This window comes from Amycolatopsis eburnea (assembly GCF_003937945.1).
In the GTDB taxonomy this organism is placed as follows: domain Bacteria; phylum Actinomycetota; class Actinomycetes; order Mycobacteriales; family Pseudonocardiaceae; genus Amycolatopsis; species Amycolatopsis eburnea.
Genome location: NZ_RSEC01000058.1, coordinates 924,740 through 937,228, shown reverse-complemented (window position 1 = coordinate 937,228; position 12,489 = coordinate 924,740). Strand labels below are relative to the sequence as shown.

Below are 12,489 nucleotides of genomic sequence, written 5' to 3'. Positions count from 1 at the left end.
TCAGGCGGGTGGCAGCGCTCGGCACAACGCGTCGAGCGCTGCCGGGTAAGCGTGTTCGGGCGGCGTCGCGTACCCCACCACCAGACCGTCCATTGTGGACATAGTCGCCGCCGGGTGGCGGAACGCGGCCAGGCCGTCCAGCGCGAGGCCCTGCCACGCCGCGGCTTTGAGCGCGGACGCCTCCGTGCCCGGCGGCAGCCGCAGCACCGCGTGCAGCCCGGCGGCGATGCCGGTGGGCACGACGTGCGGTGCCCGCTCGGCCAGCGCCGTCACCAGCAGGTCGCGGCGGCGCCGGTAGCGCTGGCGCATGCGGCGGACGTGCCGGTCGTACGACCCCGAAGCCAGGAACTCCGCCAGCGTCAGCTGGTCCAGCACACCCGCCCACGCCTCGCGCTCGCCCTTGACCGCGAGCACCGGGTCGACGAGGTGCGCGGGCAGCACCAGCCAGCCCAGCCGCAGCGCCGGGGACAGGCTCTTGCTGACCGAACCCACGTAGACGACGTGCTCCGGGTCCAGGCCCTGGACCGCGCCGACCGGCTTGCGGTCGTAGCGGAACTCGCCGTCGTAGTCGTCTTCGAGCAGGACGCCGCCGGTCGCGCGGACGTGGCCGAGCACCGCGGTGCGGCGGTCGTGGTGCAGCGGGCCGCCGGTCGGGAACTGGTGGGCCGGGGTCAGCAGCACCGCCGGGACGTCGAGGTCCTCGACGCGCGCGCCGCGCTCGTCCAGGTCCAGCGGCACGGTCGGGACGTTCGCCGCGGCGAAGATCGCGCGATGGAACGCGAGGCCGTAGGACTCGACGGCGAGCGGGCCGGGCAGCACCGCGGGGAACAGCAGCCGCAGGGCGTGCGCGAACCCCGAGCACACGACGATCCGCTCCGGCGACGTCCGCACGCCGCGCGCCCGGGCCAGGTACCCGGCGAGCGCTTCCCGCAGTTCACGGCGGCCGCGCGGGTCGCCGGGGCCGAAGGCGTCGTGCGGGGCCACGGCCAGCGCGCGCTTCGCCGCGGCGAGCCATTCGGTGCGCGGGAACGAAGTCGCGTCCGGCTGGCCCTGCCGCAGGTCGTACCGGGGCGCCGGCGCGGACGGCGCTTTCCGGGGCACCCGCACCGGTTCGAGCGGTTCGACGCGTTCGGCGACGCGCGTGCCGGAACCCTGGACGGCGGTGAGCCAGCCCTCGGCGACCAGCTCGGCGTAGGCGTCGGCGACGGTGTTGCGAGCCAGCCCGAGGTCCGCGGCCAGCGACCGGTACGGCGGCAGCCGGGTGCCCGGGGCGAGCCGCCCGGCGCGGACGGCGTCCCGCAGCGCGGTGATCAGCGCGGCCCGCTTGCCGCCGGTGCCCGCCAGCTCCAGGTGCAGGTCCCGCTCCCCCGGATTGACCCACGAATCCACCACGGAAATGCACCCTACACGCGGGTCAACCGGGCCCTAGATTTCTGGTCATGACGAACCGAGTGAACTTCGCCAAGACCGCCCCGAAGGCCTTCAAGGCCCTGATCGGCTTCGACGCCGCGGCCCGCGCCGGGCTCGACCCCGCGCTGGTCGAGCTGGTCCAGATCCGCGCGTCGCAGCTCAACCGCTGCGCCTACTGCCTGCACATGCACACCTCGGACGCCCGCAAGGCCGGCGAGAGCGAGGAACGGCTGCACATGGTGGCCGTGTGGCACGAGGCCGCGAACTTCTTCAGCGAGAAGGAGCAGGCCGCGCTCGCGCTGACCGAGGCCGTCACGCTCGTCCAGGGCGGCGTGCCCGACGACGTCTACGCCCGCGCCGCGGCCCAGTTCGGCGAGGAGGAACTGGCCCAGCTGCTCGCGCTGATCTTCACGATCAACACGTGGAACCGCATCGCGATCACCACGGCGAAGGTCCCCGGCACGGACGAACGGGCGGCCTGACGCCATGAACGACTCTTTCATGTCGTCAGATGACATGAAAGAGTCGTTCATGGCATGGGGTCCCGGGCTCCGGCAAAGTCGCCGGGGGCGAGCGGGTGCCGGCCGCAGGCCGGCTGCGTGGTCTGCCCGGCGTCGCGGGAATGTCATGAAAGGGTCGTTCATGTCGTCTGGCGAGGTGAACGACCCTTTCATGACATCGCGGATGGGCGGATCGGCCGTGCTGCCCGACTTTGCCGGGCCCGGACAGCGGGGTCAGTCGGCGAGCGCCAGGAGGTCGCCCTCAGGGACCGGCTCTTCGGCCGGGCGCTTGCGGGCCACCAGGCCGCTGATCGCGATCAGCAGGCCCAGCACCGCGATGCCGGTGACCACGCTCAGCGCCGGGGTCAGCCCGGTCAGCAGCGCGGCCGGGGAGGCCTCGCGGCCGCCGTTGGCGGTCAGGACCGCCGTCACCACCGCCAGGCCGATCGCGCCGCCCACTTGCAGGGACGTGTTCAGCAGGCCGCCCGCCAGGCCCTGCTCGTTGTCGGCGACGCCTGCCGTGCCCTGGATGTTGAGGGACGAGAACGCCAGCGTGAAGCCGATGCCGAGCAGGATCATGCTGGGCAGGACGAAGCCCGCGTAGCCCGAGTGCTCGTCGATCCGCAGGAACAGCGCGTAGCCGAGGACGTGCGCGACCACGCCCGCGAAGATCGTGCGCGGGGTGCCGACGCGGTCGATCAGCGGCTCGATGCGGGGCGAGCCGAACGCCACGATCAGGGCGGCGGGCAGGAAGCCCAGCGCCGTCTGCAGCGCGGACCAGCCCAGCACCCGCTGCAGGTACAGCATCACGACGAACTGGAACCCGATGTAAGCGCCGAAGAACAGCGCGCCGCCGAGGTTGGCGCGGGCCAGCGGGCCCGAGCGCAGGATGCCCAGCCGCAGCAGCGGGTGCGCGCTGCGCTTCTCGATGAGCACGAACGTCACCAGCAGCGCGAGCGCGACCACGAACGTGATGAGCGTCCGCGGCGCGGCCCAGCCGATCTCCGGGGCCTCGACGACGCCGAACACCAGCAGCAGCGAGCCGGCGGCGCCGGTGATGGCGCCCGGGAAGTCGTAGCCGCGACCCGCTTCGCGCTCATACGACGGGATCAGCTTCCACGCGGCGGCGAACGCGATCAGCGCGATCGGCGCCGGGAGCAGGAACGTCCAGCGCCAGCCGACCTCGGTCAGCAGGCCGGAGAACACGAGCCCGGCGGAGTACCCGCTGGCGCCGAACACGGCGAAGATGCTGATCGCCTTGTTGCGGGCCGGGCCCTCCTGGAACGTCGTGGTGATGATGGACAGCGCGGCCGGCGCCGTGAACGCGGCGGCCAGGCCCTTGATGAACCGGCTGGCGATGAGCAGCGCGCCGTCGTCGACGACGCCGCCGAGCAGCGAGGCCAGCGCGAACACGGCGACGGCGACGAGGAACACCCGGCGGCGGCCGAGCAGGTCGGCGGTGCGCCCGCCGAGCAGCAGCAGCCCGCCGTAGCCGAGGACGTACCCGCTGACGACCCATTGCAGGGCGTTGGTGGAGAGGCCGAGGTCGGCCTGGATGGCGGGCAGCGCCACCCCGACCATCGACACGTCGAGCGCGTCGAGGCCGATGACGATCGAAACGGTGAGCAGGACACCCCAGAGACGTGCGTCCCACCGCGTTGAGGTGGTGGACAAGGACACGGAAGAGCTCATGGCGGCGACAGTACATGCACACGCATCTAATGTCTAAGCATTTAATGTATTTGCATCTGATGCCCGTGCATGCTAGGTTGGTCGCCGTGAGCGACGTCGCTGAGCAAGGCCTGGTGCAGGAGTGGCACGAGCTGCTGGCGCGCTACTCGGCCGTGTTCAGCACGCTCGAGTGCCGCCTCCAGGAGCGCCACGGGATCGGCGCGAACGAGTTCGAGGCCCTCGAGCGCCTCGCGACCTGCGACTTCAAGTGCCGCTCGGCCGACCTGACCGGCGCCGTCCACCTGAGCCAGAGCGCCACCTCGCGGCTGGTCGCCCGGCTGGAGAAGGAAGGCTTGGTCGAGCGCGCGCTGTGCGAAGTGGACCGGCGCGGCATCTTCGTGACGCTCACCGACGCCGGTCGCGAGCGCTACCTCGCGGCGAAGCAGACCCACCGCGAAGTGCTGAACGAGACCCTCCGCTAACCGACCGGACCCTCGATCGCCTTCACCGGCACCTGACGCTGCGCGCCGTCCGCGCTGGTCACCGTCAGGGTCAGCTGGTCGCCCGGGTGGTGGCCGTCCAGCACGGTCGTCAACGTCGTCGCCGAGTCGACCGGCTTGCCGTCGACGGCCGTGATGACGTCGCCGGCCGCGAGCCCCGCCTTCTGCGCCGGGCCGCGCGGAACCACCTGGCGGACCTGGGCGCCGCCGCCCTGGCCGTCGGTGACCGAGACGCCGATGAACGCCGTCTTGCCGATGTGGACCGTGTCCGACGCCGTGCCCGCGACGATCTGGTGGGCGATGTCGACCGCTTTGGTGATCGGGATGGCGAAGCCCTGACCGGCACCGCCGCTGCGGCGGCCGTTGAGCTGGTAGCCGGTGGACGCGGCCGTGTCGACGCCGATGACCTGCGCGTCCGCGTTGACCAGCGGACCGCCGGAGTCGCCCGATTCGATGTTCGCCCGGACCTGGATCAGGCCCTTGAGCTGCTCGGACGAGCCGCTGGACTCGTCCGAGGCGGTGATCGACTGGTCCAGCGCGGTCACCGTGCCGGGCGCGGGCACCGGGTCGCCGCCCTTGCCGCCCGCGTTGCCGAGACCGAGGATCTGGTCGCCGACCGCGACCTTCGACGAGTCGCCGATGACCGCGGTGGGCAGGCCGGACGCCTTCCGCAGCCGCAGGACGGCGATGTCTTCGCTGCGGTTGTAGCCGACGACGTCCGCCGTGTACGTGTCCCCCGTGCCGATGCTGGTGGCCTTGATGCTGGTCGCGCCGGCGACGACGTGGTTGTTGGTGAGCACCTCGCCGTCCGGGGTCAGCACGATGCCGGTGCCCGCCGCGGCCGCGCCCTGCAGGCCCAGCTCGGTTTCGATGTTGACGATGGCCGGGTTGACCTTGGCCGACACGGCATCGACGTCGAGCACCGTCTGCGACGCGCTGGGCTGGCCGGAGTACCCGAAGTTCTGGTTGCCGCTCGCGGTGGGGTTGTTCGCCCCGGCGATCACGTGCCCGATGCCGAGCCCGGCGACCACGGCCAGCGCGATCGCGACCACGGTGAGGGTCAGCGTCCGCAGCGGGTGCCGCTTGCGCGGCGGCGGCTGGTACGCGGGTGGCGGGTACATCGGCTGGGTGTACTGCGGGTACGGGCGGCCCCACTGGTCGCGGGGCTGGTCGTAGTACTGCTGCTGCCCGTAGTACTCCTGGCCGTAGTACTGCTGGTACGGCGGGTAGTCACCGCCGCTCTGCGGTCCTCGGTCGTACTCGCTCATGCACAGCTCCAGCCCTCGACAAAGCCTCCGGCCCGTCCATGGAACGCCTCGTTCCTGAGAATTTCCTGGCGTCCTTCCATGGACTCGCTGTGATTTACCCGGTGTCCTCAGCCGGTAACCACCGACGCCGTCAGCCGGGTGGCCCGGTCGCGGAGCCCCGCCACCCGCGGGTCGGCCGTGCCCGAGTGGACTTCGACGCTCACCCCGGCGGTCGTCGCGGCGGCGCGGGCCGCCTCGGCCACCGCCGCCAGATCGGTGGCCGAAAGCGCGTCCGGCGGCACCCGCTCCGCCAGGTCGAGCACCGCCGCCGCGGCGGTGATCACCTCCGCCGCCGGCTCGCACGCGCGACGGCGGGCGTCGGCCAGCGCGCGGTCCCGCGTCTCGCCGGGCGGCAGCCGGTGCGCGCGGTTCAGCGTCCGGAACGCGTGCGCCTCCTTCTCGGCCAGGCGCAGCGCGTGCATGCTCAACGTCTCGGCCGAGAGCAGGGCCGCGGCCTGGGCCACCTGCAGGGCCGCCGTCGCGCCGCCGCCCGGGGACGCCTCGGACGCGAGGGTCTTGAGGTAGTCGCTCATGATCTGATCACGCATGGCTCACCGCCGGATCCGTTCCATGCCGGGGTCGACCAGCGGCTCGGCGGCCACAGTGGCCGCGACCCGGCGGCCGAAGTACTCGATCTCCACGCTGCTGCCGATGTCCGCCGACGCCGCGAGCCACGCGTAGGCGATCGGCCGTCCCACGGTGTACCCGTACGCCGCGCTGGTGATGTAGCCCGAAGCCACGCCGTCGACGAACACCGGTTCCTTGCCCAGCACGACCGTGCGGCCGTCGTCGATCGTCAGGCACCGCAGCCGCCGCGACGGCGTCCGGCCCTCCAGGGCGTCCCGGCCCAGGAAATCACCCTTCGCCGGCCGCACCGCGAAGTCGACGCCGGCCTCGTACGGGTCGTGCTCGGTCGTCATGTCGGTGCCCCACAGCCGATAACCCTTTTCCAGCCGCAGGCTGTTGAACGCCGCCCGCCCGGCCGCGATGACACCGAGGGGCTGCCCGGCCGCCCACAGCGCGTCCCACAGCCGCAGTCCGTTGTCCGCGCTGGTGTAGATCTCCCAGCCGAGTTCGCCCACATAGGACAGTCGCATCGCGACCACCGGCACCCCGGCGATCCGCGCCTTCCGCGCCCGGAAGTACTTCAGCCCGGTGTGCGAAAAGTCCTCCTGCGACAACGGCTGCACGAGGTTCCGCGCCAGCGGACCCCAGACGCCGATGCAACACGTGCCGCCGGTGATGTCCCGGACCCGGACGCCGGGCGGCGCGTGCTTGACGAAGTGGTCGACGTCGATGTTCCCGTTGATCCCGACCTGGAACAGCTCCGGTTCGAGCCGCGCCACGGTGACGTCGCTGCGGATGCCGCCGGCGTTGTCGAGCATCAGCGTGTAGGTCACCGAGCCGACTGACTTGTCGAGCTGGTTGGTGGTCAGCGACTGCAGGAACTCCAGCGAGCCGGGCCCGCTGATCTCCACGCGCTTCAACGGCGTCATGTCGTACAGCGCGACGCCGTTGCGCGTGTGCCACGCCTCGGCCGCCGCGATCGGCGAGTGGAACTGCGCCGACCACGCGTCCCGCGCCGGCGGGAGCGCGTCGTGCGGGAGCTTCTTCAGCAGCGGCGCGTTGGCTTCGAACCAGTGCGGCCGCTCCCAGCCACCGGCCTCCAGGAACACCGCGCCCAGCTCGCGCTGCCGGGCGTGGAACGGCGTCACGCGCAGGTCGCGCGGGGAAAGCTTGGGCTGCAACGGGTGCAGGACGTCGTAGACCTCGACGAAGTTCTGCTGCGCGGTCTCCCGCACGTACGACGGCGCGAGCTGGACCTCTTCGAACCGGTGGACGTCGATGTCGTGGGTGTCCACTTCGGAATGCCCGTCGACGAGCAGCTCCGCCACCGCCTTCGCGATGCCCGCGGAGTGCGTCACCCAGATCGCCTCCGCCAGCCAGAACCCGCGGACGTCCGCGGATTCGCCGACCAGCGACTGGCCGTCGGGGGTGAAGGAGAAGATCCCGTTGAAGCCTTCTTCGACCTTGGTTCCGCCCAGCGCGGGCAGCAGCAGCTTGCTCTCCTCCCACGACGGCGCGAAGTCGTCCTCGGTGAAGGGCAGCATCGAGGGCATCGCCGTTTCGGTCACGGAATGGTCCAGTGTGGACTCTTCGACCGGCATCGGGCGGTGCGCGTAGGAGCCGATGCCGATCCGGTCGACGTGCTCGCGGAAGTACAGGTCCTGGTCCTGGTGGCGCAGGATCGGCAGGCTCGCCTCGACCTCCTCGGTGTTGCGCCCGGCCAGTTCCGCGACCTGCCCGGTCTTCGCGTACTGGTGCGCCAGTGGCAGCAGCGGGACGTCCATGCCCGCCATCGCGCCGATCTCCCGGCCCCAGAACCCCGCGCACGACACGACGACGTCGGCCGGGAAGTCGCCCTGATCGGTCCGGACACCCGTGACGCGGCCACCCTCTTGGAGAACGTCGGTCACGCGCGTGGACCCGATGAACCGCGCACCCCGCGAAGTGGCCCGCTCGGCGAGCACCTCGACGGCTTTCGCGGCCCGCGCCAGCCCGTCGGTCGGGGTGTGCAGGGCGCCGAAGATCCGCGAGCCGTCCAGGAGCGGCCAGCGCTCGACGCACTCGGCGGCGTCGATGAGGGAACCGGGCACGCCCCACGACGTCGCCCAGCCGTGCTTGCGCTTGAGGTCCTCCCAGCGGGCCGGCGTGGTCGCGACCTCCATGCCCCCGACCTGGAGGAAGCAGTCCAGCTCTTTCAGTTTCGACACGGTGTAGCGCGCGAAGTCCGTCATCGCCTTGGACGCGTTGGTCTGGAACACCAGGCCGGGTGCGTGCGAGGTGGACCCGCCGGTGCGCGGCAGCGGGCCGCGGTCGAGCACGGTGACGTCGGACCAGCCCCGGGTGGTCAGCTCGTCGGCCAGGTTCGCGCCGACGATGCCGGCGCCGATGATCACGACTCGCGGTGCGGTCATGGCGGATCTCCTAACGGAAGACGACGGTGCTGTTGCCGTTGAGCAGGACGCGGCGTTCGCAGTGCCAGCGGACCGCGCGGGAGAGGGCGAGGGCTTCGGCGTCGCGGCCGACGGTCACCAGCTCGCGCGGCGAGTACGTGTGGTCGACGCGCTGGACCTCCTGCTCGATGATCGGGCCCTCGTCGAGGTCGGGCGTGACGTAGTGCGCGGTGGCGCCGACGTACTTGACGCCGCGGTCGTAGGCCTGGTGGTAGGGCTTGGCGCCCTTGAAGCCGGGCAGGAACGAGTGGTGGATGTTGATCGCGCGGCCTTCGAGCTTCTGGCACAGCTCGTTGGACAACACCTGCATGTACCGCGCGAGCACGACCAAGTCTGCTTCGTACTCCCCGACCAGGTCGAGGAGCCGCTGCTCGGCCTCCGGCTTGGTGTCCGGCGTGACCGGGACGTGCACGAACGGCACCCCGGCCGCCTCCGCCATCGGCCGCAGGTCTTCGTGGTTGGAGACGACTACCGCGATCTCCGCGCCGAGGCCGCCCGCGCGCCAGCGGAAGAGCAGGTCGTTGAGGCAGTGCCCGAACTTCGACACCATCACGAGGATCCGCGGCGGCGTGCCGTCGGAGAAGCCGAACTCCATGCCGAAATCGCCTGCCACCGGGGCGAACGCGCGGGTCAGGTCGTCCACCGTGGCCGGTCCGGCGCAGGTGAACGACGTGCGTAGGAACAGCGAGCCGCGGACGTCGTCGTCGAACTGCTGGTGCTCGACGATGTCGCAGCCCTGCCCGACGAGGAACGTCGTGACGGCGTGCACGATGCCCGCGCGTTCGGGGCACTTGAGCGTCAGGGTGAAGGTCACGAGACGTACTCCAGACTCGCGTCGGCCAGCCAGGCCTTGAAGTAGTCCGAAAAGGACTGTCGCACGAGAATCGTGAACCCCTCTTCCCGGACCATGAGCACGATCCCGGTGCGCGCCAGCAACGTCTGCACGCAGGTACCCGGCGCCGCCGTCTCCAGGTCGATCGAGCACCCGTGCGCGAGAACGTCGGCCGCGTGTTCACCGGTCAGCCGGTAGACGTTGCGCTGCGCCGAGACGTCCACGACCGCGTCGCTTTCACGTGAAAGCGACGCTTCCAGCTCGGCCTGGCGGCCGGGTTCGGCGAGGACGAGGTACTCGTCGGGGCCCATCCAGAGGACGTCGACGCCGTTGCCGCTGGTGAAGGTGCACGGGCCGGGCAAGGGGACGCCGAGGAGCGAGCCGCCTTCGCGGAGGCGGACGGTGAGCTGGGTGCGGAACGGTTCGTCGACCGCGTCAACCGTCACGGCGGGCTCCTTCCTTGTCGAAGAGGACGGATTCGGTCACGGTCACCGGCACGACCTCGTCGCCGACGGGGACGTACAGCGTTTCGCCGATCCGCTCGCGGCCCGAGCGCACCAAGGCCAGCGCGAAGGTGCGGCCCAGGGCGGCGCTGTCGTAGCTGGAGGTCACGTGGCCGAGCATCCGCACCGGCGGTTCCGGCACGGTTTCGGACTCGATGATCTGCGATCCTTCCGGCAGCAGCACGAACGGATCGACCGGCAGCAGGCCGACGAACTGCTTGCGGTCCGGCCGGTTGTTCTCGGCACGGGCGAAGGAGCGCTTGCCGATGAAGTCGGCCTTCTTCTTCGACACCGCCCAGGACATGCCGAGGTCCTGCGGGGTGACCGTGCCGTCGGTGTCCTGGCCGATGATCGGGTAGCCCTTCTCCGCGCGCAGGACGTGCATGGTCTCGGTGCCGTACGGCGTCGCCCCGTGGTCCACTATGGACTGCCAGAGCGCGGGCCCGTGCCACGACGGGACGTTGATCTCGTAGGCCAGTTCGCCGGAGAAGCTGATCCGGCAGACCCGTGCCTGGAGACCGGCGACCTCGGCGTCCTGCCAGGTCATGAACCCGAAGGCCTCGTTGGAGACGTCGAGGCCGGGTGCCAGGCGGCTGAGGACCTCCCGCGAACGCGGGCCCACCAGCGGGATCGTGGTCCAGTGCTCGGTGACCGAGGTGGCGAACACCTTCAGGTGCGGCCACTCCGTCTGGAGCCACTCCTCCATCCACTCGAGCACCATGGCCGCGTTGCCGGTCGTGGTCGTGACGAGGAAGCGCTCTTCGCCGACGCGGATGACCGTGCCGTCGTCGATGACCATGCCGTCGACGCCGCACATCACGCCGTAGCGAATGCGACCGACCTTCAGCGTGCTCATCATGTTCGTGTAGAGCATGTCGAGGAACCAGCCGGCGTCCGGGCCCTGGACGTCGATCTTGCCCAACGTGGACCCGTCCATCACCGCGACGTCGTTGCGCGCCGCGCGGCATTCGCGCCGGACGGCGTCGGCCATCGACTCGCCGGGCCGCGGGTAGTACCACGGGCGCTTCCACTGCCCGACGTTCTCGAACTCGGCGCCGTGCTCGACGTGCCACGGGTGGATCGTGGTGACGCGCACGGGGTCGTGCAGCTCGCCGCGGTTCCGGCCGGCCAGCGCGGCGAACGAGACCGGTGTGTAGGGCGGGCGGAACGTCGTCGGCCGCCGGTCGGCGAGGTCGGCGCCGAGGGCTTCGGCGGTGATGCCGGCCGCGAGCATGCCGGACGTCTTGCCCTGGTCGTGCGCGGTGCCGATGGTCGTGTACCGCTTGACGTGCTCCAGCGACGTGAGCCCGGCGCCGGTGGCGCGCAGCACGTCGGACACCGTGGCGTCCCGCTGCTGGTCCACGAACCGCGTGTCCACTTCGGACTCCGGCGCGGGCACCTGCCAGAGCACCTTGGTCTCCGGCAACCCTTCGCCCGCGGCCGCGCCCACCACGCTCACGTTCGGCAGGTCACCGGCCGGGACGTACGAGCCGAGTTCCGGGGCGTAGCGCAGGGTGCCGCGGGCCTGGCTGTAGAGGTGCACGGCCGGGTTCCAGCCGCCGGACACGAGCAGCAGGTCGCACGGCACCCGCTCGCCCTGCAGCTCGCCGAGCTTCGCCACGTGCGCGGCCGTGATGTGCTCGTCACCGTCGGTCCCGATGACGCCGTACCCCTCGCGGGCATCGACGATCCGCACGATCTCCGCCCCCGCGCGCGCCAGATCGGAAGCCGCCTCGTACGCGGAATCGTTGGTGGTGAACACGACCACGCGTTTGCCGACCAGGACGCCGTAGCGGTTCAGGTACGTGCGGGCCGCCGAAGCCAGCATGATGCCAGGGCGGTCGTTGTCCGGGAAGACGATCGGCCGTTCGTGGGCGCCGGTGGCGACGACGATCCGCTTCGCCCGGATCCGCCAGACCCGCTGCCGCGAAGTGCGCTCGGGGGGTTCGCCCCGGCGTTCCAGGGCGAGCACGAAACCGTCGTCGTAGATGCCGAACGCCGTGGTGCGCGAAAGGAACCGGACACCCTCCGGCGCCTCGCCGTCGGGCTGGTCGTCGACCAGCAGGACCCGGCCCGACGCGGCGGTCGCGGCGGCACGACCGGCGGGTCCGGCGCCGATGACCAGGACGTCGCAGTGGGCGTGCTTGGCGTCGTACCGCGCCGGGTCCGGTTCGGTGGCGAGCCGTCCCTGACCGCGCAGGCCGCGGGCCTCCAGGCCGTCGTACAGCTCCACCGTGGTGGCCTGCTGCATCGGTTCGGGAAACGGCTTTTCGATCTGCACCAGCGCGTTCGAGTCCTCGACGCCGGCGCCGACGATGCCGCGCGGCCTGCCGTACTTGATGCTGGTCGCGACCCGGTGGATGCCGTTGGCCAGCAACGCGGACGCCAGCGTGTCGCCGAGGAAACCGGTCAGCTCGCGGCCGTCGAAGGTGAACTTGAGGGGGACGCCGGACAGTCGGGTCACGGGATCACCGGCCTGGGCTCGTCGAGGCGGTAGACCGCCTTCAGGTCGTGGGTGCGGGTGTCGCGGACGGCGTTGAACCACCGGCGGCAGCCCGCGGAATGGCTCCAGCGCTCGGCGAACGGGCCGCTCGGGTTCTCGCGGAAGAACACGAACTTCGCCCATTCCTCATCGGACAGTGCCGACGGGTCCGCGGGGTAGGCGACGTGCGCCTGGCCGCCGTAGTGGAACTCGGCTTCCTCACGCGGCCCGCACCAGGGGCAGGGAATCAGTTGCACGGCAGGACTC

At 71.2% G+C, this 12,489-nt stretch carries 11 protein-coding genes; 2 read left to right on the top strand and 9 right to left on the bottom strand.

All coding sequences use genetic code 11. From position 1 onward, the window contains the following. On the bottom strand, window positions 1-1,392 hold the full coding sequence (gene pdxR, locus EIY87_RS29960) for a MocR-like pyridoxine biosynthesis transcription factor PdxR (RefSeq protein WP_125313175.1): 1,392 nt from the start codon (window positions 1,390-1,392) through the stop codon (window positions 1-3). Window positions 1,393-1,439: 47 nt separating this feature from the next. Between pdxR and EIY87_RS29955 the strand changes: the two genes are divergently transcribed. Further along, entirely contained in the window at window positions 1,440-1,892 is a 453-nt protein-coding gene (locus tag EIY87_RS29955) for a carboxymuconolactone decarboxylase family protein (RefSeq protein ID WP_125313174.1), read from the top strand. A 252-nt stretch (window positions 1,893-2,144) separates the two neighbouring features. On the opposite strand, the gene EIY87_RS29950 is transcribed toward EIY87_RS29955, so the two are convergent. After that, the gene (locus EIY87_RS29950; protein WP_125313173.1) at window positions 2,145-3,602 is read right to left on the bottom strand and encodes an MFS transporter; all 1,458 of its coding nucleotides are present in this window, start codon (window positions 3,600-3,602) and stop codon (window positions 2,145-2,147) included. 86 nt (window positions 3,603-3,688) lie between these two features. Here EIY87_RS29950 and EIY87_RS29945 point away from each other — a divergent pair, with 86 nt between their 5' ends. Then, window positions 3,689-4,063 (top strand): MarR family winged helix-turn-helix transcriptional regulator, encoded by a 375-nt coding sequence (locus tag EIY87_RS29945; RefSeq protein WP_125313172.1) that lies wholly within the window; start codon window positions 3,689-3,691, stop codon window positions 4,061-4,063. Here EIY87_RS29945 and EIY87_RS29940 read toward each other — a convergent pair. The 7 genes from EIY87_RS29940 to EIY87_RS29910 all read right to left on the bottom strand — a co-directional run bounded on the left by EIY87_RS29940 (window position 4,060) and on the right by EIY87_RS29910 (window position 12,479). After that, on the bottom strand, window positions 4,060-5,349 hold the full coding sequence (locus EIY87_RS29940; RefSeq protein ID WP_125313171.1) for a S1C family serine protease: 1,290 nt from the start codon (window positions 5,347-5,349) through the stop codon (window positions 4,060-4,062). The two genes, EIY87_RS29945 and EIY87_RS29940, sit on opposite strands and share 4 nt — an antisense overlap. 107 nt (window positions 5,350-5,456) lie before the next feature. After that, a complete protein-coding gene (locus EIY87_RS29935; protein WP_125313170.1) occupies window positions 5,457-5,936 on the bottom strand; it encodes a cyclodeaminase/cyclohydrolase family protein in 480 nt (159 codons plus the stop codon). A gap of 3 nt (window positions 5,937-5,939) precedes the next feature. Beyond that, window positions 5,940-8,366, bottom strand: a complete 2,427-nt coding sequence (locus EIY87_RS29930) for a GcvT family protein (protein WP_125313169.1) — start codon at window positions 8,364-8,366, stop codon at window positions 5,940-5,942. Between the two features lie 10 nt (window positions 8,367-8,376). Continuing rightward, entirely contained in the window at window positions 8,377-9,219 is an 843-nt protein-coding gene (purU, locus tag EIY87_RS29925; RefSeq protein WP_125313168.1) for a formyltetrahydrofolate deformylase, read from the bottom strand. Next, window positions 9,216-9,683 (bottom strand): sarcosine oxidase subunit gamma, encoded by a 468-nt coding sequence (locus EIY87_RS29920; RefSeq protein ID WP_125313167.1) that lies wholly within the window; start codon window positions 9,681-9,683, stop codon window positions 9,216-9,218. Before EIY87_RS29920 ends, purU begins: the two co-directional genes overlap by 4 nt. Continuing rightward, on the bottom strand, window positions 9,673-12,204 hold the full coding sequence (locus tag EIY87_RS29915) for a 2Fe-2S iron-sulfur cluster-binding protein (RefSeq protein ID WP_125313166.1): 2,532 nt from the start codon (window positions 12,202-12,204) through the stop codon (window positions 9,673-9,675). Before EIY87_RS29915 ends, EIY87_RS29920 begins: the two co-directional genes overlap by 11 nt. Beyond that, window positions 12,201-12,479: a sarcosine oxidase subunit delta gene (locus tag EIY87_RS29910; protein WP_125313165.1), complete on the bottom strand. Its 279-nt coding sequence runs from the start codon at window positions 12,477-12,479 to the stop codon at window positions 12,201-12,203. Before EIY87_RS29910 ends, EIY87_RS29915 begins: the two co-directional genes overlap by 4 nt. Between the last annotated feature and the right edge of the window lie 10 nt (window positions 12,480-12,489).

Bases quoted from the DNA above. Each gene is read 5' to 3' on its own strand.
- EIY87_RS29930 (WP_125313169.1), bottom strand. From the start codon at position 8,366: ATGACCGCACCGCGAGTCGTGATCATCGGCGCCGGCATCGTCGGCGCG.
- EIY87_RS29935 (WP_125313170.1), bottom strand. From the start codon at position 5,936: ATGCGTGATCAGATCATGAGCGACTACCTCAAGACCCTCGCGTCCGAG.
- EIY87_RS29940 (WP_125313171.1), bottom strand. From the start codon at position 5,349: ATGAGCGAGTACGACCGAGGACCGCAGAGCGGCGGTGACTACCCGCCG.
- EIY87_RS29950 (WP_125313173.1), bottom strand. From the start codon at position 3,602: ATGAGCTCTTCCGTGTCCTTGTCCACCACCTCAACGCGGTGGGACGCA.
- EIY87_RS29955 (WP_125313174.1), top strand. From the start codon at position 1,440: ATGACGAACCGAGTGAACTTCGCCAAGACCGCCCCGAAGGCCTTCAAG.